Here is a 20,903-nt window from a genome sequence, read left to right on the forward strand (position 1 = left end):
GGAGTAGTTGAAAAATGGCTATTGTTAAATGTAAGCCGACTTCGGCTGGTCGCCGTCACGTCGTTAAAGTTGTGAATAATGACCTGCATAAAGGTAAGCCTTATGCGCCACTTTTAGAAAAAAATTCTAAAAATGGTGGTCGTAACAACAACGGTCGTATCACAGTACGTCACATCGGTGGTGGTCATAAGCAACACTATCGTTTGATTGATTTTAAACGTACTAAAGATGGCATTCCGGCAAAAGTTGAGCGTCTGGAATATGATCCAAACCGTAGTGCAAACATCGCTTTGGTTCTTTATGCAGACGGTGAACGTCGTTACATCATTGCACCGAAAGGTCTGCAAGCTGGTGATGTAATCCAGTCTGGTGTTGATGCGCCAATTAAAGCAGGGAACACTCTGCCGATGCGCAACATCCCTGTGGGTTCAACGATTCACTGTGTTGAATTGAAGCCAGGTAAAGGTGCACAACTTGCACGTTCTGCTGGTGCTTATGCACAACTCGTCGCTCGTGACGGTGCATACGCAACAATTCGTCTGCGTTCTGGCGAGATGCGTCGCGTGCCTGCTGAAGGCCGTGCAACTATCGGCGAAGTCGGTAACTCTGAGCACATGCTTCGTGAACTTGGTAAAGCAGGTGCTACACGCTGGCGTGGTGTTCGTCCTACCGTTCGTGGTGTTGTGATGAACCCGGTTGATCACCCACACGGTGGTGGTGAAGGTCGTACATCTGGTGGTCGTCACCCTGTATCTCCTTGGGGTATGCCTACGAAGGGCTTCAAAACCCGTAAAAACAAACGCACCGACAAGTACATTGTACGTCGTCGTAATAAGTAATCTATTTAAGAGGATAAGCCATGCCACGTTCTCTCAAGAAAGGTCCATTTATTGACCTACACTTGCTGAAGAAGGTAGAGAAAGCGGTGGAAAGCGGAGACAAAAAGCCTATTAAGACTTGGTCCCGTCGTTCAATGATCATTCCATCAATGATTGGTTTGACCATCGCTGTCCATAATGGTCGTCAGCACGTTCCGGTTTTCGTAACTGATGAAATGATCGGTCACAAACTGGGTGAATTTGCACCAACACGTACTTATCGCGGTCACGCTGCAGATAAGAAAGCGAAGAAGAAGTAAGGAGTAGATGATGGAAGCTGTTGCTAAACATAACTTTGCTCGTATTTCTCCACAGAAAGCTCGCTTAGTTGCAGATTTGATCCGTGGTAAGTCTGTCGATCAGGCTCTAGAAATTCTAACTTTCAGCAACAAAAAAGCTGCTGACTTAGTTAAGAAAGTTCTTGAGTCAGCTATCGCAAACGCGGAGCATAACGAAGGTGCAGATATCGACGATCTAAGCGTCGCAAAAATCTTCGTAGATGAGGGCCCTGTCATGAAGCGTATTATGCCTCGTGCCAAAGGCCGTGCGGACCGTATCTTGAAGCGTTCAAGCCACATTACTGTGGTTGTCGCAGATCGCTAAGAGACTAGGAGAGTAAGCAATGGGTCAGAAAGTACATCCAAATGGTATTCGTCTGGGCATCGTTAAGCCTTGGAATGCTACATGGTTTGCTAACACCAAAGAATTCGCTGACAACCTAGACGGCGACTTCAAGGTACGTCAGTTCCTCACCAAGGAATTGTCAAAAGCGTCTCTATCACGCATTGTTATCGAGCGTCCTGCGAAAAGCATTCGTGTGACTATTCACACGGCTCGCCCAGGTGTCGTTATCGGTAAGAAAGGTGAAGACGTCGAAAAACTACGTGCTGCGGTAGCGAAAATTGCAGGTGTACCAGCGCAAATTAATATCGCTGAAGTACGTAAGCCTGAGCTAGACGGTCAGTTAGTGGCTGATAGCATCGCGTCTCAGCTAGAGCGTCGTGTTATGTTCCGTCGCGCGATGAAGCGTGCTGTACAAAACGCAATGCGTCTAGGTGCTAAGGGTATCAAAGTAGAAGTAAGCGGTCGTTTAGGCGGCGCTGAAATCGCACGTTCTGAGTGGTATCGTGAAGGTCGTGTACCTCTACATACTCTTCGTGCAGACATTGAGTACGCAACTTCTTCGGCTCACACTCAGTATGGTGTGATTGGCGTTAAAGTCTGGATCTTCAAAGGAGAAATCCTGGGTGGGATGCCAGCTGCAAATGCAAATACCGCTGAGCCTAAAGGTGATAAGCCTAAGAAACAGCGTAAAGGCCGTAAGTAAGGAGTCGACAGATGCTACAACCTAAACGTACAAAGTTCCGTAAGGTTCATACTGGTCGCAACCGTGGTCTAGCTAAAGGTACTGATGTTTCTTTCGGTACATTTGGTTTGAAAGCTGTCGGCCGTGGTCGTTTGACTGCTCGTCAGATCGAAGCGGCTCGTCGTGCGATGACACGTCACGTTAAGCGTCAAGGTAAAATCTGGATTCGTGTATTCCCAGATAAGCCTATCACAGAAAAACCACTTGAAGTTCGTCAGGGTAAGGGTAAAGGTAACGTTGAGTACTGGGTCGCCCAAATCCAACCTGGTAAGGTGATGTACGAAATGGACGGTGTACCTGAAGAATTGGCACGTGAAGCTTTTGCGCTTGCAGCTGCAAAACTTCCGTTCAAGACTACTTTCGTAACTAAGCAGGTGATGTGATGAAAGCACAAGATCTACGCGAAAAAAGCGTTGAAGAGCTGAATACTGAGCTATTGAATTTGCTACGTGAACAGTTCAACTTGCGCATGCAAGCAGCGACTGGTCAACTACAGCAGACTCATACTCTGAAAGCTGTACGCCGTGATATCGCACGTGTGAAAACTGTTTTGACTGAGAAGGCAGGCGCATAATGAGCGACAAAATTCGTACTCAACTTGGTCGTGTTGTTAGTGACAAAATGGATAAGTCTATTGTTGTTGCTATCGAACGTTTCGTAAAACATCCGATTTACGGTAAGTTCGTTAAACGCACGACTAAAATTCACGCACATGACGAAAACAACGAGTGTGGCCAAGGCGATACTGTTGAAATTCGTGAGTGCCGTCCATTGTCTAAGACGAAGTCTTGGACTTTGGTGAAAGTGGTAGAAAAAGCAAAAATTTAACTTTTGTTTTTCAATTAAAAAACGGCTCCAATTATTTTTGGGGCCGTTTGTTTTTTGACTACCCAATCTGAAAAAAGGGTGTTACAATTCGCCTCCCTTTTTAAAGGCAGCCCGACCCGAGAGGGTCTAGTTTTAATATTTAGCGGAGCACTAACATGATCCAAATGCAAAGTATGCTGGACGCAGCTGATAACTCAGGCGCTCGCAGCGTAATGTGTATTAAGGTTCTGGGTGGCTCTCACCGTCGTTACGCACATATCGGCGACATCATCAAAGTTACCGTCAAAGAAGCAATTCCACGCGGTAAAGTAAAAAAAGGTGATGTCCTGAAGGCGGTGGTAGTTCGCACCCGTAAAGGCGTACGTCGTCCAGACGGTTCTGTCATTCGCTTCGACCGTAACGCTTGTGTATTGTTGAATAACAATACTGAGCAACCAGTCGGTACACGTATCTTTGGTCCAGTGACTCGTGAGCTTCGTAATGCGAAGTTTATGAAGATTGTTTCACTGGCTCCAGAAGTATTGTAAGGGAGCACTGAAATGGCAGCTAAAATCCGTCGTAACGACGAAATCGTTGTTCTTGCCGGTAAAGATAAAGGCAAGAAAGGTAAAGTAACTAAGGTTCTTGGAACCGGTAAAGTTATTGTTGAAGGCATCAACCTTGTGAAAAAACACCAGAAGCCTGTACCGGCTATGGGTGTTCAAGGTGGCATCGTTGAACAAGAAGCAGCAATTGATGCTTCTAACGTTGCAATCTTCAATGCAGCTACTGGTAAAGCGGACCGTGTCGGTTTCCGTTTTGAAGACGGCAAAAAAGTCCGTTTCTTCAAATCTAACGGTGAAACCATTTCTAACTAATAGACGTAATTTGGAGTTCTACTATGGCGAAACTGCATGATTACTACAAGTCGTCTGTAGTCGCTGAACTGACCAAACAGTTCGGTTACACAAGCGTCATGCAAGTCCCTAGGATTGAGAAAATCACCCTAAATATGGGCGTTGGTGAAGCAATCAACGATAAGAAACTGCTTGAGAATGCAGCAGCTGACATGGCGGCCATTTCTGGTCAAAAGCCTCTTGTCACAAAAGCTCGCAAATCTGTTGCAGGTTTCAAAATCCGTGAAGGCTACCCAATTGGTTGTAAAGTAACCTTGCGTGGCGAACGTATGTGGGATTTTTTGGAGCGTTTAATTTCTATCGCTCTGCCACGTGTACGTGACTTCCGTGGTGTTAGCGCGAAATCTTTTGATGGACGCGGTAACTACAGCATGGGCGTTCGCGAGCAAATCATCTTCCCGGAAATCGACTACGATAAAGTCGATCGTGTTCGTGGTCTTGATGTAACAATCACGACTAGTGCGTCCACTGATGAGGAAGGCCGTGCTCTGCTGGCTGCCTTTAACTTCCCATTCCGCAAGTAAGGTGAAGGGTTACTGTTATGGCTAAACAATCAATGAAAGCACGTGAAGTAAAACGTGCAAAGCTTGTCGCTCAGTATGCTGAAAAGCGTGCTGCGTTAAAAGCTACAATCAGCGACGTAAACGTATCTGAAGAAGAACGTTGGGATGCTGTTCTGAAACTTCAAACACTTCCTCGTGATTCAAGTGCATCACGTCAGCGTAACCGTTGTAACCAAACTGGTCGTCCACACGGTTACCTACGTAAGTTCGGTTTAAGCCGTATCAAAGTTCGTGAAGCTTGCATGAAAGGCGAGATTCCTGGACTTCGTAAGGCTAGCTGGTAATTGCCACTTAATCATTTGGAGTAAAGTTTATGAGCATGCAAGATCCGATTTCGGATATGCTGACCCGTATTCGTAACGGTCAGGCAGCAAACAAAGTTGCTGTAAAAATGCCTTCTTCAAAGCTAAAAGTTGCAATTGCTGCACTTCTAAAAGCTGAAGGTTATATCGAAGATTTCGCTGTTGAAGGCGATGTAAAACCTGAACTGGAAGTTACGCTGAAATATTTTCAAGCGAAACCAGTTATCGAGCAAATCAAACGTGTTTCACGTCCTGGCCTGCGCGTCTATAAAAGAAAAGACGAGCTGCCATCTGTGATGGGCGGTTTGGGTGTTGCTGTTGTATCCACTTCCAAGGGTCTGATGTCAGACCGCGCTGCCCGTAAAGCAGGTCTTGGTGGTGAAATCATTTGCTACGTAGCTTAATTATAGGAGTAGGATATGTCTCGTGTTGCTAAAGCACCTGTCGCTATTCCAGCTGGCGTAGAGGTGAAATTAAACGGCCAAGAGATCACTGTGAAAGGTGCAAAGGGTGAACTGACTCGCGTACTGAATAACGCAGTTGTGATTGCTCAAGAAGAAAGTAACCTGACTTTCGGACCGCGTGAAGGTGTTGCGAATGCTTGGGCACAGGCAGGAACTGCTCGTGCACTAGTGAACAACATGGTTGTCGGTGTGACGGAAGGCTTTACGAAGAAGCTTACACTAAAAGGTGTTGGTTACTGTGCCTCAATGAAAGGCAATGCTGTAGCACTAACACTGGGCTTCTCTCACCCTGTTGAACATGAATTGCCAACAGGAATTAAAGCAGAATGTCCAAGTCAAACTGAAATTGTCATCACTGGTTGTGATAAACAGCTTGTGGGTCAAGTTGCGGCTGATATTCGTGCTTATCGTGAGCCTGAACCTTACAAAGGTAAGGGTGTTCGTTACGCAGATGAAAATGTGCGTACTAAAGAAGCTAAGAAGAAGTAAGGTAACACTATGGATAAGAAAGCATCTCGCATCCGTCGTGCCACTCGTGCACGTCGTAAGATTGCAGAACTGGGTGCCACTCGCCTAGTTGTACACCGTACTCCTCGTCACGTGTACGCTCAGGTTATCGCATCTAATGGCTCTGAGGTTATCGCTGCAGCTTCTACTGTAGAAAAAGCGATCCGTGAGCAATTAAAATTCACTGGAAACATCGAAGCAGCACAAGCGGTAGGTAAAGCTATTGCTGAACGCGCTCTGGAAAAAGGCGTGTCAGAAGTTGCTTTTGATCGTTCCGGTTTCCAATACCACGGTCGAGTAGCGGCGCTAGCAGAATCTGCTCGCGAAGCTGGTCTGAAATTCTAAGGTAGGGTTGGAAGATGGCTAAAGAATTACAACAAGCGAGTGATTTGCAAGAAAAATTAATCGCTGTTAACCGTGTTTCTAAAACGGTTAAAGGTGGTCGAATCATGAGCTTTACTGCACTAACAGTGGTTGGTGACGGTAATGGTCGTGTAGGTTTCGGTTACGGCAAAGCCCGTGAAGTACCTGCTGCGATTCAAAAAGCAATGGAAAAAGCGCGTCGTAACATGATTACAATCGCGTTGAACGAAGGCACACTTTTCCACCCGGTAAAAGGTCGCCACTCGGGCTCTAAAGTTTATATGCAGCAAGCTGCTGAAGGTACAGGTGTTATTGCCGGTGGTGCGATGCGTGCTGTACTTGAAGTTGCAGGTGTACATAACGTTTTGTCAAAAGCGTATGGCTCAACAAACCCAATCAACATCGTTCGTGCAACGATCGATGCGCTGGGTAGCATGAAGTCACCAGAAATGGTTGCAGCTAAACGTGGTCTAACTGTTGAATCAATTTCGGAGTAAGTACCATGGCAACTATTAAAGTAACTCAAACTAAAAGCTCAATTGGTCGCCTACCAAAGCATAAAGCTACTTTGCGTGGTTTAGGCCTTCGTCGCATCAACCACACTGTTGAACTTGAAGATACGCCATGTGTTCGTGGTATGATCAACAAAGTTCAATACATGGTTAAAGTTGAGGAGTAATCAGAATGCGTTTGAATACTCTATCTCCGGCTGCTGGTTCTAAACCTTCTAAGAAGCGTTTAGGTCGCGGTATCGGATCGGGCCTGGGTAAAACAGGTGGTCGTGGCCATAAAGGTCAAAAATCACGCTCTGGCGGTAAAGTTCGTGCAGGTTTTGAAGGTGGACAAATGCCTTTAAAACAACGTTTGCCAAAATTCGGCTTCACTTCTCGCAAGAGCTTAGTGTCTGCTGAAGTTCGTCTAAGTGAATTAGCGAAAGTAACAAGCGAAGTTGTTGACCTGAATAGCCTGAAAGCAGCAAATGTTGTGACTAAAAACATTGAGAATGTGAAAATCGTTCTTTCTGGTGAGATCAACAAAGCTGTTACAGTGAAGGGTTTACGCGTAACTAAAGGCGCTAAAGCTGCAATCGAAGCTGCAGGCGGAAAAATCGAGGAATAATCTCGAAACGAGGTACAGATGGCTAAGAAACCAGGACAAGATTTTCGTAGTGCTCAGAGCGGCTTAAGTGAATTGAAGTCGCGCTTGTTATTCGTATTAGGTGCGCTTCTCGTATTCCGAGCTGGCTCTTTTGTGCCGATTCCTGGTATTGACGCAGCTGTACTAGCCGATTTGTTCGAACAGCAAAAAGGGACCATCGTAGAAATGTTTAACATGTTCTCCGGTGGTGCTCTCTCGCGTGCATCTATATTAGCTCTTGGAATCATGCCGTATATTTCGGCATCGATTGTTGTCCAACTGCTAACTGTAGTTCATCCCGCGTTAGCTGAACTCAAGAAAGAGGGTGAAGCAGGGCGTCGTAAGATTAGCCAATATACGCGTTACGGCACGCTTGTACTTGCAACGTTCCAAGCTCTTGGGATTGCGACAGGACTACCAAACATGGTCTCTAATCTGGTTGTTATCGACCAAACCATGTTTACGTTTATCGCAACAGTGAGTCTAGTAACCGGTACTATGTTCTTAATGTGGTTAGGTGAACAGATTACTGAGCGGGGTATCGGTAATGGTATTTCATTACTGATATTTGCAGGTATTGTTGCTGGTCTGCCAAAGGCAATCGGACAAACGATTGAGCAAGCGCGTCAAGGTGAATTGCATGTACTTCTTCTCCTTTTGATTGCGGTTATCTCTTTTGCTGTGATTTATTTTGTGGTCTTTATGGAGCGTGGTCAGCGGCGCATTGTCGTTAACTATGCAAAACGCCAGCAAGGTCGCAAAGTTTTTGCAGCACAGAGCACTCATCTGCCATTGAAAATTAATATGGCAGGGGTAATTCCCGCAATTTTTGCATCGAGTATTATTTTGTTCCCCGGAACATTAGCACAGTGGTTTGGTAATAGTGGTGGTGAAGGTTCAGCATTTAGCTGGCTGACAAAAGTGTCTTTGGCACTAAGCCCTGGTCAACCTCTGTATGTCATACTATATGCAGTTGCAATTATCTTCTTCTGTTTCTTTTATACTGCGTTGGTATTTAACCCACGTGAAACAGCTGATAATTTGAAGAAGTCTGGTGCGTTCGTACCCGGTATCCGCCCAGGTGAGCAGACAGCCAGATATATTGATAAAGTGATGACGCGTCTAACTTTAGCTGGTGCGTTATATATTACCTTTATCTGTCTGATCCCTCAGTTCATGATGGTCGCTTGGAATGTACGTTTCTATTTTGGCGGCACCTCACTACTAATTGTAGTTGTGGTTATTATGGACTTTATGGCACAGGTACAGACTCATATGATGTCAAGTCAATATGATTCTGTGTTGAAAAAAGCAAATCTGAAAGGCTACGGCCGTTAATTCAGATTTCTCTCACGGAGTTTAGCAATGAAAGTTCGTGCTTCCGTTAAAAAAATCTGCCGTAACTGTAAAGTTATCAAGCGTAACGGTGTCGTTCGCGTGATTTGCAGTGAGCCAAAGCACAAGCAGCGCCAAGGCTAATTAGCAGAATTTTTTACTTGAAAAAACAAGGTTGGTCGAGTATATTCCTCGGCCTACCTTTTGCGTGCAAAAGAAGTAGTATCCCGCAACGTATCCTCTACGGGCTTTGTTGCGGATAATTCTTTGATGAAAGTACTAGGAGTGAATAGTGGCCCGTATAGCAGGCATTAACATTCCTGATCACAAACATGCTGTAATTGCATTAACTTCAATTTACGGTATCGGTAAAACTCGTTCGCAAGCTATCTTAGCTGAACTGGGTATTGCTGAAAGTGTTAAGATCAGTGAACTAACTGAAGAGCAGATCGATCAACTGCGTGATGGTGTAGCTAAATACACTGTAGAAGGTGATCTACGTCGTGAAGTATCAATGAACATCAAGCGTCTTATGGACCTTGGTTGTTACCGTGGTCTTCGTCATCGTCGCAGTCTACCTCTACGTGGACAGCGTACTAAAACCAACGCTCGCACCCGTAAGGGTCCGCGTAAGCCGATCAAGAAATAATCGGGAAGGTAGAGTACAATGGCTAAACAACCAACTCGCGCACGTAAGCGCGTACGCAAGCAAGTCGCAGATGGCGTGGCGCACATCCATGCATCTTTTAACAACACAATCGTAACCATTACTGATCGTCAAGGTAATGCTCTAGCCTGGGCAACTGCTGGCGGTTCTGGTTTCCGTGGTTCTCGTAAGTCAACGCCGTTCGCTGCACAGGTTGCTGCTGAGCGTTGTGCTGAAATGGCTAAAGAATATGGCCTTAAGAATCTGGAAGTTATGGTGAAGGGTCCAGGTCCAGGTCGTGAATCTACAGTTCGCGCACTGAACGCTGCTGGTTTCCGTATCACAAATATTGTTGATGCGACACCAATCCCTCATAACGGTTGTCGTCCACCTAAGAAACGTCGCGTTTAACGTTTCGAGGAAGATTGGAGAAAGATCATGGCAAGATATTTGGGTCCTAAGCTGAAGCTTAGCCGCCGCGAAGGTACCGACTTATTCCTTAAGTCAGGCATTCGTGCGATAGATACCAAGTGTAAAATAGATAACGCACCAGGTGTACACGGCGCTCGTCGCGGTCGTCTATCTGATTATGGCGTTCAGCTTCGTGAGAAGCAAAAAGTTCGTCGTATGTACGGCGTTCTTGAAAAACAATTCCGTAACTACTATAAAGAAGCTGCTCGTCTAAAAGGCAATACAGGTGAAAACCTACTTCAGCTTCTTGAAGGTCGTTTGGATAATGTTGTTTACCGTATGGGCTTCGGTGCAACTCGCTCAGAAGCACGTCAACTAGTTAGTCACAAAGCTATTCTGGTTAACGGTAAAGTAGTAAACATTCCTTCTTTCAATGTTACGGCAAACGACGTTGTTGCAGTGCGTGAGAAAGCGAAAAAGCAATCTCGTATCACAGCAGCTCTAGAAGTTGCAGAACAACGCGAAAAACCAACTTGGATTGAAGTGGATGGCAGCAAAATGGAAGGTACGTTCAAGCGTTTGCCAGAACGTTCAGATCTATCAGCTGACATCAACGAACAATTGATCGTCGAGCTTTACTCTAAGTAAGGTTTAAATTAAAGAGAGGACACAATGCAGGGTTCTGTAACAGAATTTCTTAAGCCACGTCTTGTTGATATCGAACAGATCAGCACGACACACGCAAAAGTAACTCTTGAGCCGTTAGAGCGTGGTTTCGGCCATACTCTGGGTAATGCACTTCGCCGAATTCTTCTTTCGTCTATGCCAGGTTGTGCTGTGACTGAAGTTGAAATTGAAGGCGTACTACACGAGTACAGCACCAAAGAAGGTGTTCAAGAGGATATCCTAGAGATCCTTCTGAACCTGAAGGGTTTAGCTGTTCGCGTTGCCGAAGGCAAAGATGAAGTGTTCATTACACTAAACAAATCAGGCTCGGGCCCTGTTGTTGCAGGTGACATCACTCATGATGGTGATGTTGAGATCGTAAACCCTGAGCACGTTATTTGTCATCTTAATGATGACAATGCTGAGGTCGCAATGCGCATCAAGGTTCAACGTGGTCGTGGTTATGTTCCGGCTTCTGCTCGTATCCATACAGATGAAGATGATCGTCCAATTGGTCGCCTACTTGTTGATGCTACCTACAGCCCGGTGGATAAAATCGCCTATACTGTAGAAGCAGCTCGTGTAGAACAGCGTACTGATTTGGACAAACTCGTCATCGATATGGAAACAAATGGCACAATCGAACCTGAGGAAGCTATCCGTCGTGCAGCAACAATTCTTGCTGAACAACTGGATGCATTCGTAGATCTACGTGATGTACGAGTTCCTGAGGAGAAAGAAGAGAAGCCTGAATTCGATCCGATCCTATTGCGTCCTGTAGACGATCTTGAACTAACAGTTCGCTCTGCTAACTGTTTGAAAGCAGAAGCGATTCACTACATCGGTGATCTAGTACAGCGTACTGAGGTAGAATTACTTAAAACACCTAACCTCGGTAAGAAATCTCTGACAGAGATTAAAGACGTGCTTGCATCACGTGGTCTTTCTCTGGGTATGCGCCTAGAAAACTGGCCACCAGCATCTATCGCTGAAGATTAATCGATACAAGTTAGAAGGATTTGGTCATGCGCCATCGTAAGAGTGGTCGTCAACTCAACCGCAACAGCAGTCATCGCAAAGCGATGTTTAGCAACATGGCTAGCTCTTTGGTACGTCATGAAGTTATCAAGACTACTTTGCCAAAAGCTAAAGAGCTACGTCGCGTAGTTGAGCCTTTGATTACACTAGCTAAGACTGACAGTGTTGCTAACCGTCGTCTGGCATTTGCTCGTACTCGTGATAACGAAGTAGTTGCAAAACTATTTAATGAATTGGGTCCACGTTTCGCCGCACGTCAAGGTGGCTACACTCGCATTCTTAAGTGTGGTTTCCGTGCCGGTGATAAAGCGCCAATGGCATACATTGAGCTTGTTGATCGCCCAGCAGCTGAAGCAGAAGCTGCAGCTGAATAAGTTGATTTACTCAACTAAAAAGCCGAACTTTTATGTTCGGCTTTTTTTTGTGCATTTTTAGCGTTCTGGTCGATATCAACATTGATACTATTACATTGATGATATTCTGATTACCACTATGCGTTTAATGCCTGATCCAAGTCTGCCAAGATATCATCAATATGTTCGATACCGATGGATAAGCGAATCATCTCGGGTTGAACACCAGCCTGACGTTGTTCTTCTTCATTCAATTGACGATGGGTCGTTGACGCCGGATGACATGCAAGTGTTTTTGCGTCACCGATATTCACCAAGCGTTTGATCAGTTTTAAGGCATCATAAAAGCGAATGCCTGCCTCATATCCGTCTTTCAGACCAAATGACATAATCGATGATGGTTTGCCATGCATGTATTTTTGCGCTAACGAATAGAATTCGGATTCTTCCAGACCACCATAACTGACCCAACTGACTTTATCGTGCGATTTCAGGAATCTGGCAACTTTCATGGCATTTTCACAATGACGTTCCATACGCAATGGCAAGGTTTCCAGACCTTGTAGTAATAGGAATGCATTCATTGGTGAAAGCGTTGAGCCGGTATTACGCATCGGGACAGTTCTCGCCCGGGCGATAAAGGCGGCATCACCAAATTGTTCGTTATAAACAACACCGTGGTAAGATGCTTCTGGTTGGCTGAATTCGGGGAAACGTTCTTGGTGTTCTTTCCATGGAAATTTACCCGAATCGACAATCACGCCACCCAGAGAGGTCCCATGACCACCTATATATTTTGTCATGGAATGCACCACGATATCGGCACCAAAAGAGATCGGCTTACATAAAACCGGAGTTGCTACGGTGTTATCAACAACAACCGGGACGCCTTTGGCATGAGCCAGTTTTGCGATACCTTCGATATCAACAATATTTCCGGCTGGGTTACCAATGGATTCACAGTAAACAGCTTTTGTATTGTCATCAATCAAAGCTGCCAGACTTTCCGGTTTGTCATCCTTGGCGAATTTAACGTCTATACCGAGGTTCGGTAACATATGGGCAAATAAGGTATACGTGCCACCATAGAGCTGTGGCGTTGAAACAATATTATCTCCGGCTTTTGCCAGCGTCAGAATGGCGTAATGAATCGACGCAGCACCAGAACTCACTACCAGAGCACCAATGCCCCATTCAAGTGCAGCCACTCTTTTTTCCAGTACATCATTGGTTGGGTTCATCAGGCGGGTATAGATATTCCCGGGGACCTCCAGATTAAACAAATCAGCACCATGTTGTGCATCATCAAATTCGTAAGCTGCGGTTTGAAAAATTGGCACAGCGACGGATTTCGTTGTTGGATCTGTCTCGTATCCATGATGGATAGATAAAGTTTCGTCTTTCATTGTTATGTTTCTTCCTTGTTATAAAGGAATTATTGTACGCGACTTTTTATAAGAAACGGAGGGGAAACCAAAGGTTGGTTAACATGTGATTAACAGAGTCTGAGATGGATCATATTATAAAATTGCTTCAGGCTATTCATACCCCTTGTTTTAAAATGGATATTATAACCAGAAGCAACGCTTTTACTGGGTAAATCTATAGAAACAGAATTTATTGCCAGAGCGAAGTGAGTGATGAAATCAGCCCGGTTGATGCGCCCTGACTTGTTAAATATTTAAGAATAACCGGGGCAAATTGAGTGACCATGGAAGATTCCATTCCAAGTTGACGAAACACAGAATTGACCTCATCCATGCTAGTTAAAGAACTGTTCTTGAGCTGTGGCATTGCGTTGGTCAGTGAATCTATTCCAGGGAGCAGCGATGTTAATTCAGTTGACTGAGCGGCTGGAAGGGCTTGTTTCGCGTAAGACAACATCGAACCCACGCCACCTGTTGCCTGTTGACCAGATATAGGGAATTGTTCCGCGATTTGTGAAACGAGTGTTGAACTGTTTCCGGTGAGTCCCAGTGTTTTGCTGATTGTGCCGGGCAGATCTTCTGCATTATTACCGAGTTTGAAAAAAGCGTAACTTGGGGATGTCAGTGTCGTACTTAACATCAGCGTCCATATCAGAGTGCGTGTTCTTGTCATGAGATGCTATTTCCATCATTGTGAGCTGATGATTAAGTTTAGATAAAAAAAGCGGTGCCTGAGCACCGCTTGATGTGAATTCTTTGCTAATTTATTGCTAGCTGACTGGCTTACAGAATGTCGAGCAGTTCAACTTCAAAAACCAGCGCTGCGTATGGTGGGATTGCCGCACCGGCACCGCGCTCACCATAAGCAAGATCTTGAGGAATATAGAGTTTCCACTTTGAACCGACAGGCATGATTTGTAGTGCTTCAACCCAACCTTTAATGACGCCGGTGACTGGGAATTCAACTGGCTGACCACGAGTTACAGAACTATCGAATACCGTACCATCAGTCAGTTGACCATGATAGTGAACGCGAACAGTCTTATCAGAAGTCGGTACTTCTCCAGTACCTTCGGTGACGACTTCATACTGAAGGCCTGATTCTAAAACAGTCACTTCAGGACGAAGAGCATTGTCTTTCAGGAATGCTTCACCATCAGCAGCTGCAGCTTTCGCAGCAGATTCACGTGCTTCTTGTGCTTTTGCATGAACGGCTTGCAATGCTTGATTAATCTCATCGACTTCGATTGCTGGCATGTCACCTGTCAATGCTGTTGCAATACCTGCAGCGATCGCATCAACACTGAGCCCTTCTAAACCACTACCAGCAAGCTGTTGGCCCATTTGCAAACCAATACCGTAGCTTGCCTTCTGTTCATTTGTTTCAAGTTGTACGTCAGACATAACTGTCACTCTTTTGTGTTAAAACGACAGAGGATAACAGTTATTGACAGATGATGAAATGAAGAACCGGGAGAATATTTCATTGCATAGTTTGATGTGATACGACTCTAAACTTAAATGAAATTTTTTCAAGATTGTGTCAACATTTTAGTTATAGCGATGATTCCCCTATACTCACTAAGCGCGAGTTTTTATACTAGCCGGAATAAGCATGGGAGATGTGAATTCGTGAATCGCCGACAGGAAAAAAAGGTGCAAGGTGGTTATCTTGCGGTTGTTCAGAGCAAATGGTCTGCTATGAATTTCCAGCAGTTATTTCAGTCTGTTGTCAGACTGTGTCGTAATCTATGGTGTCAATTACCGAAATTGCATCAACGTTTGCTGATGGTTTTGTGCCCTGTGGTCATTCTGCTCATTCTGATTCCTTGGCCGAAAGGGCAGCAAGTTGCATCTGAACAACCCGTTGGTGAACCGTCAGTCGGAGAGCAGCGCGTTGCACTTGCGCTTGACCCGGATAGTCTGAAGGAACCGACTGTTGTCGCTCCGAAAACGGTTAAACCGGCCTCAGAACCTCGTACCACGGCGTGGGTTAACTATACGATACAAAATGGCGACACGCTTTCTAAGGTATTCCGTACCAACGATTTATCATTGGCAGACCTGCATGCACTGGTTCAGGTTGAAGGTTCTGATAAGCCGCTCAGTAATATTAAGCCAGGACAGTTGATTCGTTATAAATTGACGACAAAAGGTGAACTGGACATTCTGCAAGTCGAACAAAAGGATCAATCGATCATGTTTTTTCGTCTATCTAATGGTGGTTTTGGCCGGAGTAAATAGCAGCGGCAGAGAACACATCAGGCGCCAAGGTATCGGAAGAATAGCGATATGATCTATTCCCCCGAGATTACACTAAAGTTGGATATTTCAGTCAGATAAGGCACTAACGGAGCGTTTCCTTGAGGGAGTCCTTACAGAGATGTTCTCTTCATATCGATATGCATAATGCCATCTTCAAGATAAGGTTCGGACGTCGGAACGAATCCGTATTGGCGATAAAAGGCCTCTAACTGTGCCTGTGCCCCAATTTCTATAGGGCTATCCGGCCATAGGCGGCAACATTGCTCGATGGCATGAGTCAGTAATTGATGTCCGGCACCTTCCCCCCGAATACAAGTATGAGTTGCGATTCGGCCAATACTACTTCCCGAATAGCTGATACCGGGTGGGATTAATCTTGCGCAGGCGATGATTTTTTCATCCTGATATCCCAGCAGATGATGGACACCGGACATATGGTCTTTGTCATCTAATTCAGGATAGGGGCAGGTTTGTTCCACGACAAAAACGTCAACCCGTAATTTGAGTAGTTGATATAACTGAGTTGTGGTCAGCCCGGAAAAGGGGTGTAGATGCCAAGTGATCATCGAAAGTTCCGTCAGAGTGAATGAAGGTCATATTGGTCAATCTACTTTTACATGATGTGTTCATCATTAACAAATGTTAACCGCGAGGATTTACGGCGACTTAAATAACGATTGAGTTAGGGGTGGATCAAGACGCTTTTTGATTCGACTCAGACTGATCGGTGTAATCCCCAGATAAGCGGCCACATGGTAGTCAGCCAATCGTGCCAACAGCTCTGGATAGTGGTGACGGAATAACTGATAACGTTCTTCTGGTGTATAGAGCAACATCAACCGTTCTTTGTTTTCTTTATGGAGCAGCTTGGTTTCCAGCAGTTTAATGTAAACCGGATGTCGGGATTTATGCCATTCAAATAGTGTTTGAATGGGGAGGCACATTAAAGAGACCGGGGACAGTGTTTCTAAAAGATAGGGCAGGGGTTCCTGCTTGATCAGACTTTCAAAACCAATAACCCAGTCTGATTCCCAGTAAAACTCTTTGCTGAAAGATTTCCCTTTATCGGTGAGATAACTGGCGTGACAGATGCCTTCGAGAACAAAATAAATGTGAGTGGCCACTTCTCCCTGATGAGAAAGAATATGGCGAGTCGGGAGATCGAGCGGGGTGGCGATATCGACCAATGCCTCAATATCCTCAGCGCTAAAGCCATAATGAGCTAAATCAGTCCGGAATGTGTTTTCCATGCAACCCTCAATGAATGACAGTACAGTCGTAACTTCACTTCTGCTACGGCTGTACTGTAATCAATTCAGGCTCATTTTTGTAGCTGAATCTGATAGACCGCAAAGCCGGTTTCATCCGTCATGAGTGGCTTCATCGGATAGCGACCATATTGCTGAATGAATTGTGCGGCTTTTTCTCCCGGAGCTGTCTCAAAGCGAATATCAAGTTTTTTTGAGGCCTCAATCGGGGCTAAACGCCAGTTGTCATCCGCTTGAGGGTGAATTTCGCCCTGCTGTTTACTCATCTGAGTTATGTAATTGGCCAGAATTGTGCGGTTTTCATCAGGGGCATCGAAAGCCACATGTGAAGCGCCGGTTCCCGGAAACTTGTGACTATAGGCACGATAGTTATTGGTAGCCATGAGGAAGACTTGCTTATCCGGGATCGCCTTACCCTGATAAGACAGGCGAACAATACGTTGACTCCCCGGATGAACGAGTTGGCAGTTACCATCGTATCGGGCCGGTTGGGTCACATCAATCTGATATTCAACGCCATCTATCACATCAAAGTTATAGGTTCTGAATCCATCCCAGTCGATGAGAGATTGAGGTGTCGCCAGAGTCGGGTCGATACGATTAAATTGCCCCGCAGAGCATTCCAGCCATTCTTTCAGCTCCCGACCGGTGATTTTGAGTGCGACCAAAGTATTCGGATAAAGATACAGGTCCGCAGCATTCCGGAAAGTCAATTCTCCTGATTCCACTTCGGTATAGTTCGAAGGATCATTTTTTCGTCCACCGGCTTTAAATGGAGCTGCTGCAGACAGGACTGGCAGGCCATCGAGATCCGGATCGCCCTGAATCATTTTTTCAACATAGGCTTTCTGGGCTAGGTTGACGATCTGAATGGTCGGATCGTCCTGAACCAGAGCCAGATAGCTATACATTTTATCACTGGCGCGGCCAATGGGTTGATTGACAAACTGTCGGGTTGCCTGATGATCCGACTGGACGGCTTGACGAAGCTGAGCATCCGCAGAGACTAAGGCATGATGCGTGGTATTGTTATAAATCGGACGGGCTTCTGATTGGCTATCCGTTACCTGCCAATGATGATTTTGCTTCTCTACCGTTAAGTCAATAATACCGACGTGACTTCCCCAGCGTCCCGGCATTACTGCTGCGACCCCATGAATCCTTCCCTTGCGATTATCAACATTTGGCAGATTATCAAAACCTTTACCGGGGAATACTGCATGAGCGTGACCAAAAGTAATCGCATCGATGTCTGGAAGCTCTGCGAGATAGTAAACCGAATTTTCAGCACCGACGTGGTAGGGGGTAGTGGCGATCCCTGAATGAGGAATTGCCACAATGATATCTGCCCCTTCTCGCTTCATTTGAGGAATCAGCGTTTGCGCGGTGGCTTTAATATCTTTGGTGTAGACGTTACCCGTTAAATTTTTCTTATCCCAGACCATAATCTGAGGGGGAGCAAAGCCAATATAGCCAACTTTCAACTGCTGTGGCTTCCCGTCGGTATCGGTCAATGTATATGATTTGATCAGGTAAGGCCGGAAATAATGCTGATTCGTTTTTGCGTCAAATATATTGGCATTAATATAAGGGAAATTGGCATCGTTAAGCGTTTCTTTCAGATACCCAAGCCCGTAATTGAATTCGTGATTACCAATATTTCCGACCTCGTAACCAAGGAGGTTCATCGCCTTATATACCGGATGAATTTCGCCTGCCTTGATCCCTCTGGCTGCCATATAGTCACCCATCGGACTGCCTTGAATCAGATCACCGTTATCAATCAACAGTGAATTCGGATTTTCTGCCCGGGCCTGTTTGATCAGACTTGCAGCCCGGATGAGTCCTATTTTTTCTGACGATTTGTCTTTGTAGTAGTCATAGTCCATGACATTGGCATGGATATCCGTTGTTTCTATGATTCGAAGGTGGATAGTTTCTGCACTGACGGAAAATGGCAGTGCGAATGAGGAAAGTACCAGTAGTTCACTGAGTAATGATGGCATGAGAAATTTTTTAAGCGGTTTCATACGCGGCTGGATCCATAAGCAGTAAATATTTGGCTAATGTAGCAAAGATGAATGAAAGCTATATTTCAATGAGTTAGAAAATGTGATGTGTATCGTTTAATACAGTCATCGGCTTTTTTTGTTGAAGAAAAGGTTTCCTTATCAGCTTTTCGAATAAAAAATGAAATTTTAGAATTTCATGTCATATGTAGAGGTCGCCATAATGCACATATTCATTGGAGGTGGAGTGTGTTATGGCAAAGGATCAAGTGGTAACTCGTTTACCCGTCAAGTCAGTGCGTTCATCTGTGAAGGCTGATACGTCAGAACAAATCTGCGGCCACTTCACAAAATCTCAATTACAAGCCGGAGAGGTGGCTCTGGTTGGTGCCGGTCCCGGCGATCCGGAATTACTGACAGTCAAAGCGGTCAGTTTTCTCCAGCAAGCTGATGTTGTCTTATATGACTATTTGGTCTCAGAGGAGATCATGTCACTGGTGCCTGACAGTACGATTCTGGTTTGTGTCGGTAAACGAGCAGGCCACCATAGTGTGCCACAGGATAAAACCAACCAACTGCTGGTTGATTTTGCCAAGCAGGGGCACCGTGTCGTGCGGATTAAAGGCGGCGATCCCTTTATTTTTGGTCGGGGCGGCGAAGAGCTGGAATGCCTGTTTGAGGCGGGGATTCGTTTTCAGGTTGTTCCCGGTATCACCGCTGCCGCTGGCGCAACAGCCTATGCCGGTATTCCTTTAACACACCGGGATTATGCCCAGTCTGCCATTTTCGTGACCGGTCATGTTCGTGCTGAGCAAGATGAAATGGACTGGTCAACGCTGGCCCGGGGACGGCAGACGCTGGTTATCTACATGGGATTGATGAAATCCGGTTATATCCGCGAACAACTCCTGCAACATGGCCGTGATGCAACAACGCCTGTTGCGGTCATTGAACGTGGCACTCAGGCAGCACAGAAGCTTTTTTGTGGCACGTTGGATGATTTGCCGCAGTTGGCAGCCCAAGCTGATTCACCCGCTTTAATTGTGATTGGTGAAGTGGTTGCATTGTCCGAAAAGCTCAACTGGTTCGGCAGGGCTCAGGATACGACTGTCAGTTCTTTGTATGCATAGTTTCTCTGTAGATATGAAGAACACGGGATATCACGACCAATATATAAGTCATCCAGACTCAGTCATGGCTGACTTCTCTATTCAGAAATCGAATTGCATAACACGCTCATCTTGTGAGTCAAAAGGAAGCAAGAGATGGATCAACAACGCTTAACTCATTTAAAACAACTAGAAGCTGAAAGTATTCACATTATCCGTGAAGTGGCAGCTGAATTCGGCAACCCGGTGATGATGTATTCCATTGGGAAAGATTCATCAGTGATGCTGCATTTAGCCCGTAAAGCTTTCTATCCGGGTAAAATTCCGTTTCCACTGCTGCACGTTGATACCAACTGGAAGTTTCGAGAAATGATCGAATTCCGGGATAAAACGGCGCAGAAGTATGACTTCGAGTTACTGGTACATAAAAATCCCGAAGGATTAGCAATGGGGATCAGCCCATTTGTACACGGGAGTTCGAAACACACCGACATTATGAAAACGCAGAGTCTGAAGCAGGCATTGAATAAGTACGGATTTGATGCAGCCTTTGGCGGTGCCCGGCGCGATGAAGAAAAGTCGCGAGCGAAAGAACGGGTCTATTCATTCCGCGATAAGAATCATACTTGGGATCCGAAAAACCAGCGTCCGGAGATCTGGCATACCTACAATGGTCAGATCAACAAAGGCGAGAGCATTCGGGTTTTCCCTTTATCGAACTGGACTGAGTTGGATATCTGGCAATACATCTATCTGGAAGGGATCGATATTGTGCCGCTTTACTTCGCTGAAAAACGTCCTGTTGTTGAACGGGATGGCATGCTCATCATGGTGGATGATGACCGGATGGAAATCTTACCGGGAGAGGTGGTTGAACAGAAATCAGTGCGTTTTCGGACGCTTGGATGTTATCCGCTGACCGGGGCGATTGAATCGACCGCAAGTACCTTACCTGAAATTATCGAAGAGATGCTGGTGGCGACATCGAGTGAGCGTCAAGGGCGTGCGATCGATCATGATCAGTCAGGATCCATGGAATTGAAAAAACGTCAGGGTTATTTCTAAGGGGCGA

General features: G+C 45.5%; 32 protein-coding genes and 1 pseudogene. 27 read left to right on the forward strand and 6 right to left on the reverse strand.

Going from position 1 to position 20,903, the window contains the following annotated elements; genetic code table 11:
- Positions 1-14 precede the first annotated feature (14 nt).
- The 24 genes from rplB (at position 15) to rplQ (ending at position 11,774) form a co-directional block, all read left to right on the forward strand.
- Positions 15-839 (forward strand): 50S ribosomal protein L2, encoded by an 825-nt coding sequence (gene rplB / locus OCV37_RS01640; protein WP_038179119.1) that lies wholly within the window; start codon positions 15-17, stop codon positions 837-839.
- Positions 840-859: 20 nt separating this feature from the next.
- A complete protein-coding gene (rpsS, locus tag OCV37_RS01645) occupies positions 860-1,138 on the forward strand; it encodes a 30S ribosomal protein S19 (protein ID WP_004398469.1) in 279 nt (92 codons plus the stop codon).
- A 10-nt stretch (positions 1,139-1,148) separates the two neighbouring features.
- Positions 1,149-1,481 carry a 50S ribosomal protein L22 gene (gene rplV, locus OCV37_RS01650; RefSeq protein WP_038179118.1) on the forward strand — a complete coding sequence of 111 codons (333 nt, stop codon included), beginning with the start codon at positions 1,149-1,151 and terminating at the stop codon, positions 1,479-1,481.
- A gap of 19 nt (positions 1,482-1,500) precedes the next feature.
- The gene (gene rpsC, locus OCV37_RS01655) at positions 1,501-2,205 is read left to right on the forward strand and encodes a 30S ribosomal protein S3 (RefSeq protein ID WP_021019648.1); all 705 of its coding nucleotides are present in this window, start codon (positions 1,501-1,503) and stop codon (positions 2,203-2,205) included.
- An 11-nt stretch (positions 2,206-2,216) separates the two neighbouring features.
- Positions 2,217-2,627: a 50S ribosomal protein L16 gene (rplP, locus tag OCV37_RS01660; RefSeq protein ID WP_021019649.1), complete on the forward strand. Its 411-nt coding sequence runs from the start codon at positions 2,217-2,219 to the stop codon at positions 2,625-2,627.
- Positions 2,627-2,818 (forward strand): 50S ribosomal protein L29, encoded by a 192-nt coding sequence (rpmC, locus tag OCV37_RS01665; RefSeq protein WP_038179117.1) that lies wholly within the window; start codon positions 2,627-2,629, stop codon positions 2,816-2,818. The genes rplP and rpmC overlap by 1 nt, the downstream gene beginning before the upstream one ends.
- The gene (gene rpsQ, locus OCV37_RS01670; RefSeq protein ID WP_038179116.1) at positions 2,818-3,072 is read left to right on the forward strand and encodes a 30S ribosomal protein S17; all 255 of its coding nucleotides are present in this window, start codon (positions 2,818-2,820) and stop codon (positions 3,070-3,072) included. Before rpmC ends, rpsQ begins: the two co-directional genes overlap by 1 nt.
- Positions 3,073-3,227: 155 nt before the next feature.
- The gene (gene rplN / locus OCV37_RS01675; RefSeq protein WP_021019652.1) at positions 3,228-3,599 is read left to right on the forward strand and encodes a 50S ribosomal protein L14; all 372 of its coding nucleotides are present in this window, start codon (positions 3,228-3,230) and stop codon (positions 3,597-3,599) included.
- Positions 3,600-3,611: 12 nt separating this feature from the next.
- Positions 3,612-3,929, forward strand: a complete 318-nt coding sequence (gene rplX, locus OCV37_RS01680) for a 50S ribosomal protein L24 (RefSeq protein ID WP_038179115.1) — start codon at positions 3,612-3,614, stop codon at positions 3,927-3,929.
- A 23-nt stretch (positions 3,930-3,952) separates the two neighbouring features.
- On the forward strand, positions 3,953-4,492 hold the full coding sequence (gene rplE / locus OCV37_RS01685; RefSeq protein WP_038179114.1) for a 50S ribosomal protein L5: 540 nt from the start codon (positions 3,953-3,955) through the stop codon (positions 4,490-4,492).
- Positions 4,493-4,509: 17 nt separating this feature from the next.
- The gene (gene rpsN / locus OCV37_RS01690; protein ID WP_038179113.1) at positions 4,510-4,815 is read left to right on the forward strand and encodes a 30S ribosomal protein S14; all 306 of its coding nucleotides are present in this window, start codon (positions 4,510-4,512) and stop codon (positions 4,813-4,815) included.
- Positions 4,816-4,844: 29 nt separating this feature from the next.
- Entirely contained in the window at positions 4,845-5,237 is a 393-nt protein-coding gene (gene rpsH / locus OCV37_RS01695; RefSeq protein ID WP_021019656.1) for a 30S ribosomal protein S8, read from the forward strand.
- 15 nt (positions 5,238-5,252) lie between these two features.
- Positions 5,253-5,786 (forward strand): 50S ribosomal protein L6, encoded by a 534-nt coding sequence (rplF, locus tag OCV37_RS01700; protein ID WP_261888113.1) that lies wholly within the window; start codon positions 5,253-5,255, stop codon positions 5,784-5,786.
- A 9-nt stretch (positions 5,787-5,795) separates the two neighbouring features.
- On the forward strand, positions 5,796-6,149 hold the full coding sequence (rplR, locus tag OCV37_RS01705; protein ID WP_021019658.1) for a 50S ribosomal protein L18: 354 nt from the start codon (positions 5,796-5,798) through the stop codon (positions 6,147-6,149).
- Between the two features lie 14 nt (positions 6,150-6,163).
- Positions 6,164-6,664, forward strand: a complete 501-nt coding sequence (gene rpsE / locus OCV37_RS01710) for a 30S ribosomal protein S5 (RefSeq protein ID WP_021019659.1) — start codon at positions 6,164-6,166, stop codon at positions 6,662-6,664.
- 5 nt (positions 6,665-6,669) lie between these two features.
- Positions 6,670-6,846 (forward strand): 50S ribosomal protein L30, encoded by a 177-nt coding sequence (rpmD, locus tag OCV37_RS01715; RefSeq protein WP_021019660.1) that lies wholly within the window; start codon positions 6,670-6,672, stop codon positions 6,844-6,846.
- 5 nt (positions 6,847-6,851) lie between these two features.
- Positions 6,852-7,286, forward strand: coding sequence for a 50S ribosomal protein L15 (gene rplO, locus OCV37_RS01720; RefSeq protein WP_021019661.1), 435 nt, complete (start codon positions 6,852-6,854; stop codon positions 7,284-7,286).
- An 18-nt stretch (positions 7,287-7,304) separates the two neighbouring features.
- Positions 7,305-8,642 (forward strand): preprotein translocase subunit SecY, encoded by a 1,338-nt coding sequence (gene secY / locus OCV37_RS01725; protein ID WP_021019662.1) that lies wholly within the window; start codon positions 7,305-7,307, stop codon positions 8,640-8,642.
- Positions 8,643-8,669: 27 nt separating this feature from the next.
- Entirely contained in the window at positions 8,670-8,783 is a 114-nt protein-coding gene (gene rpmJ, locus OCV37_RS01730) for a 50S ribosomal protein L36 (RefSeq protein WP_000868186.1), read from the forward strand.
- Between the two features lie 148 nt (positions 8,784-8,931).
- Positions 8,932-9,288: a 30S ribosomal protein S13 gene (gene rpsM, locus OCV37_RS01735; protein ID WP_038179111.1), complete on the forward strand. Its 357-nt coding sequence runs from the start codon at positions 8,932-8,934 to the stop codon at positions 9,286-9,288.
- Between the two features lie 18 nt (positions 9,289-9,306).
- On the forward strand, positions 9,307-9,696 hold the full coding sequence (gene rpsK, locus OCV37_RS01740; protein WP_001118870.1) for a 30S ribosomal protein S11: 390 nt from the start codon (positions 9,307-9,309) through the stop codon (positions 9,694-9,696).
- 27 nt (positions 9,697-9,723) lie between these two features.
- Positions 9,724-10,344, forward strand: coding sequence for a 30S ribosomal protein S4 (gene rpsD / locus OCV37_RS01745; RefSeq protein ID WP_021019664.1), 621 nt, complete (start codon positions 9,724-9,726; stop codon positions 10,342-10,344).
- 24 nt (positions 10,345-10,368) lie between these two features.
- On the forward strand, positions 10,369-11,361 hold the full coding sequence (locus OCV37_RS01750; RefSeq protein ID WP_038179109.1) for a DNA-directed RNA polymerase subunit alpha: 993 nt from the start codon (positions 10,369-10,371) through the stop codon (positions 11,359-11,361).
- A 26-nt stretch (positions 11,362-11,387) separates the two neighbouring features.
- Positions 11,388-11,774, forward strand: coding sequence for a 50S ribosomal protein L17 (gene rplQ, locus OCV37_RS01755; RefSeq protein ID WP_038179107.1), 387 nt, complete (start codon positions 11,388-11,390; stop codon positions 11,772-11,774).
- A 116-nt stretch (positions 11,775-11,890) separates the two neighbouring features.
- On the opposite strand, the gene OCV37_RS01760 is transcribed toward rplQ, so the two are convergent.
- From OCV37_RS01760 to OCV37_RS01770, 3 genes are all read right to left on the reverse strand, one after another.
- Positions 11,891-13,159: an O-acetylhomoserine aminocarboxypropyltransferase/cysteine synthase family protein gene (locus OCV37_RS01760; protein WP_038179105.1), complete on the reverse strand. Its 1,269-nt coding sequence runs from the start codon at positions 13,157-13,159 to the stop codon at positions 11,891-11,893.
- Positions 13,160-13,370: 211 nt separating this feature from the next.
- Positions 13,371-13,853 carry a DUF2780 domain-containing protein gene (locus tag OCV37_RS01765; protein WP_038179102.1) on the reverse strand — a complete coding sequence of 161 codons (483 nt, stop codon included), beginning with the start codon at positions 13,851-13,853 and terminating at the stop codon, positions 13,371-13,373.
- A gap of 110 nt (positions 13,854-13,963) precedes the next feature.
- Positions 13,964-14,584, reverse strand: coding sequence for an FKBP-type peptidyl-prolyl cis-trans isomerase (locus OCV37_RS01770; protein ID WP_038179100.1), 621 nt, complete (start codon positions 14,582-14,584; stop codon positions 13,964-13,966).
- A 228-nt stretch (positions 14,585-14,812) separates the two neighbouring features.
- Between OCV37_RS01770 and OCV37_RS01775 the strand changes: the two genes are divergently transcribed.
- Complete coding sequence (locus tag OCV37_RS01775) at positions 14,813-15,424, forward strand: OapA family protein (RefSeq protein ID WP_038179098.1); 612 nt, start codon at positions 14,813-14,815, stop codon at positions 15,422-15,424.
- A gap of 131 nt (positions 15,425-15,555) precedes the next feature.
- Here OCV37_RS01775 and OCV37_RS01780 read toward each other — a convergent pair whose 3' ends face one another.
- The 3 genes from OCV37_RS01780 to OCV37_RS01790 form a co-directional block, all read right to left on the reverse strand.
- Positions 15,556-16,011 (reverse strand): GNAT family N-acetyltransferase, encoded by a 456-nt coding sequence (locus OCV37_RS01780; protein ID WP_038179096.1) that lies wholly within the window; start codon positions 16,009-16,011, stop codon positions 15,556-15,558.
- A 90-nt stretch (positions 16,012-16,101) separates the two neighbouring features.
- The gene (locus tag OCV37_RS01785) at positions 16,102-16,695 is read right to left on the reverse strand and encodes a Crp/Fnr family transcriptional regulator (protein WP_051680385.1); all 594 of its coding nucleotides are present in this window, start codon (positions 16,693-16,695) and stop codon (positions 16,102-16,104) included.
- A 71-nt stretch (positions 16,696-16,766) separates the two neighbouring features.
- Positions 16,767-18,743 carry a bifunctional 2',3'-cyclic-nucleotide 2'-phosphodiesterase/3'-nucleotidase gene (locus OCV37_RS01790; protein WP_038179094.1) on the reverse strand — a complete coding sequence of 659 codons (1,977 nt, stop codon included), beginning with the start codon at positions 18,741-18,743 and terminating at the stop codon, positions 16,767-16,769.
- 329 nt (positions 18,744-19,072) lie between these two features.
- On the opposite strand from OCV37_RS01790, the pseudogene cobA reads away from it, so the two are divergent.
- Positions 19,073-19,852, forward strand: a pseudogene (gene cobA, locus OCV37_RS01795) (uroporphyrinogen-III C-methyltransferase); the annotation flags it as partial.
- Between the two features lie 135 nt (positions 19,853-19,987).
- On the forward strand, positions 19,988-20,896 hold the full coding sequence (gene cysD / locus OCV37_RS01800) for a sulfate adenylyltransferase subunit CysD (protein ID WP_038179091.1): 909 nt from the start codon (positions 19,988-19,990) through the stop codon (positions 20,894-20,896).
- Positions 20,897-20,903: the final 7 nt, after the last annotated feature.

The sequence above is a fragment of the Vibrio rhizosphaerae genome (assembly GCF_024347095.1).
Classification (GTDB): domain Bacteria; phylum Pseudomonadota; class Gammaproteobacteria; order Enterobacterales; family Vibrionaceae; genus Vibrio; species Vibrio rhizosphaerae.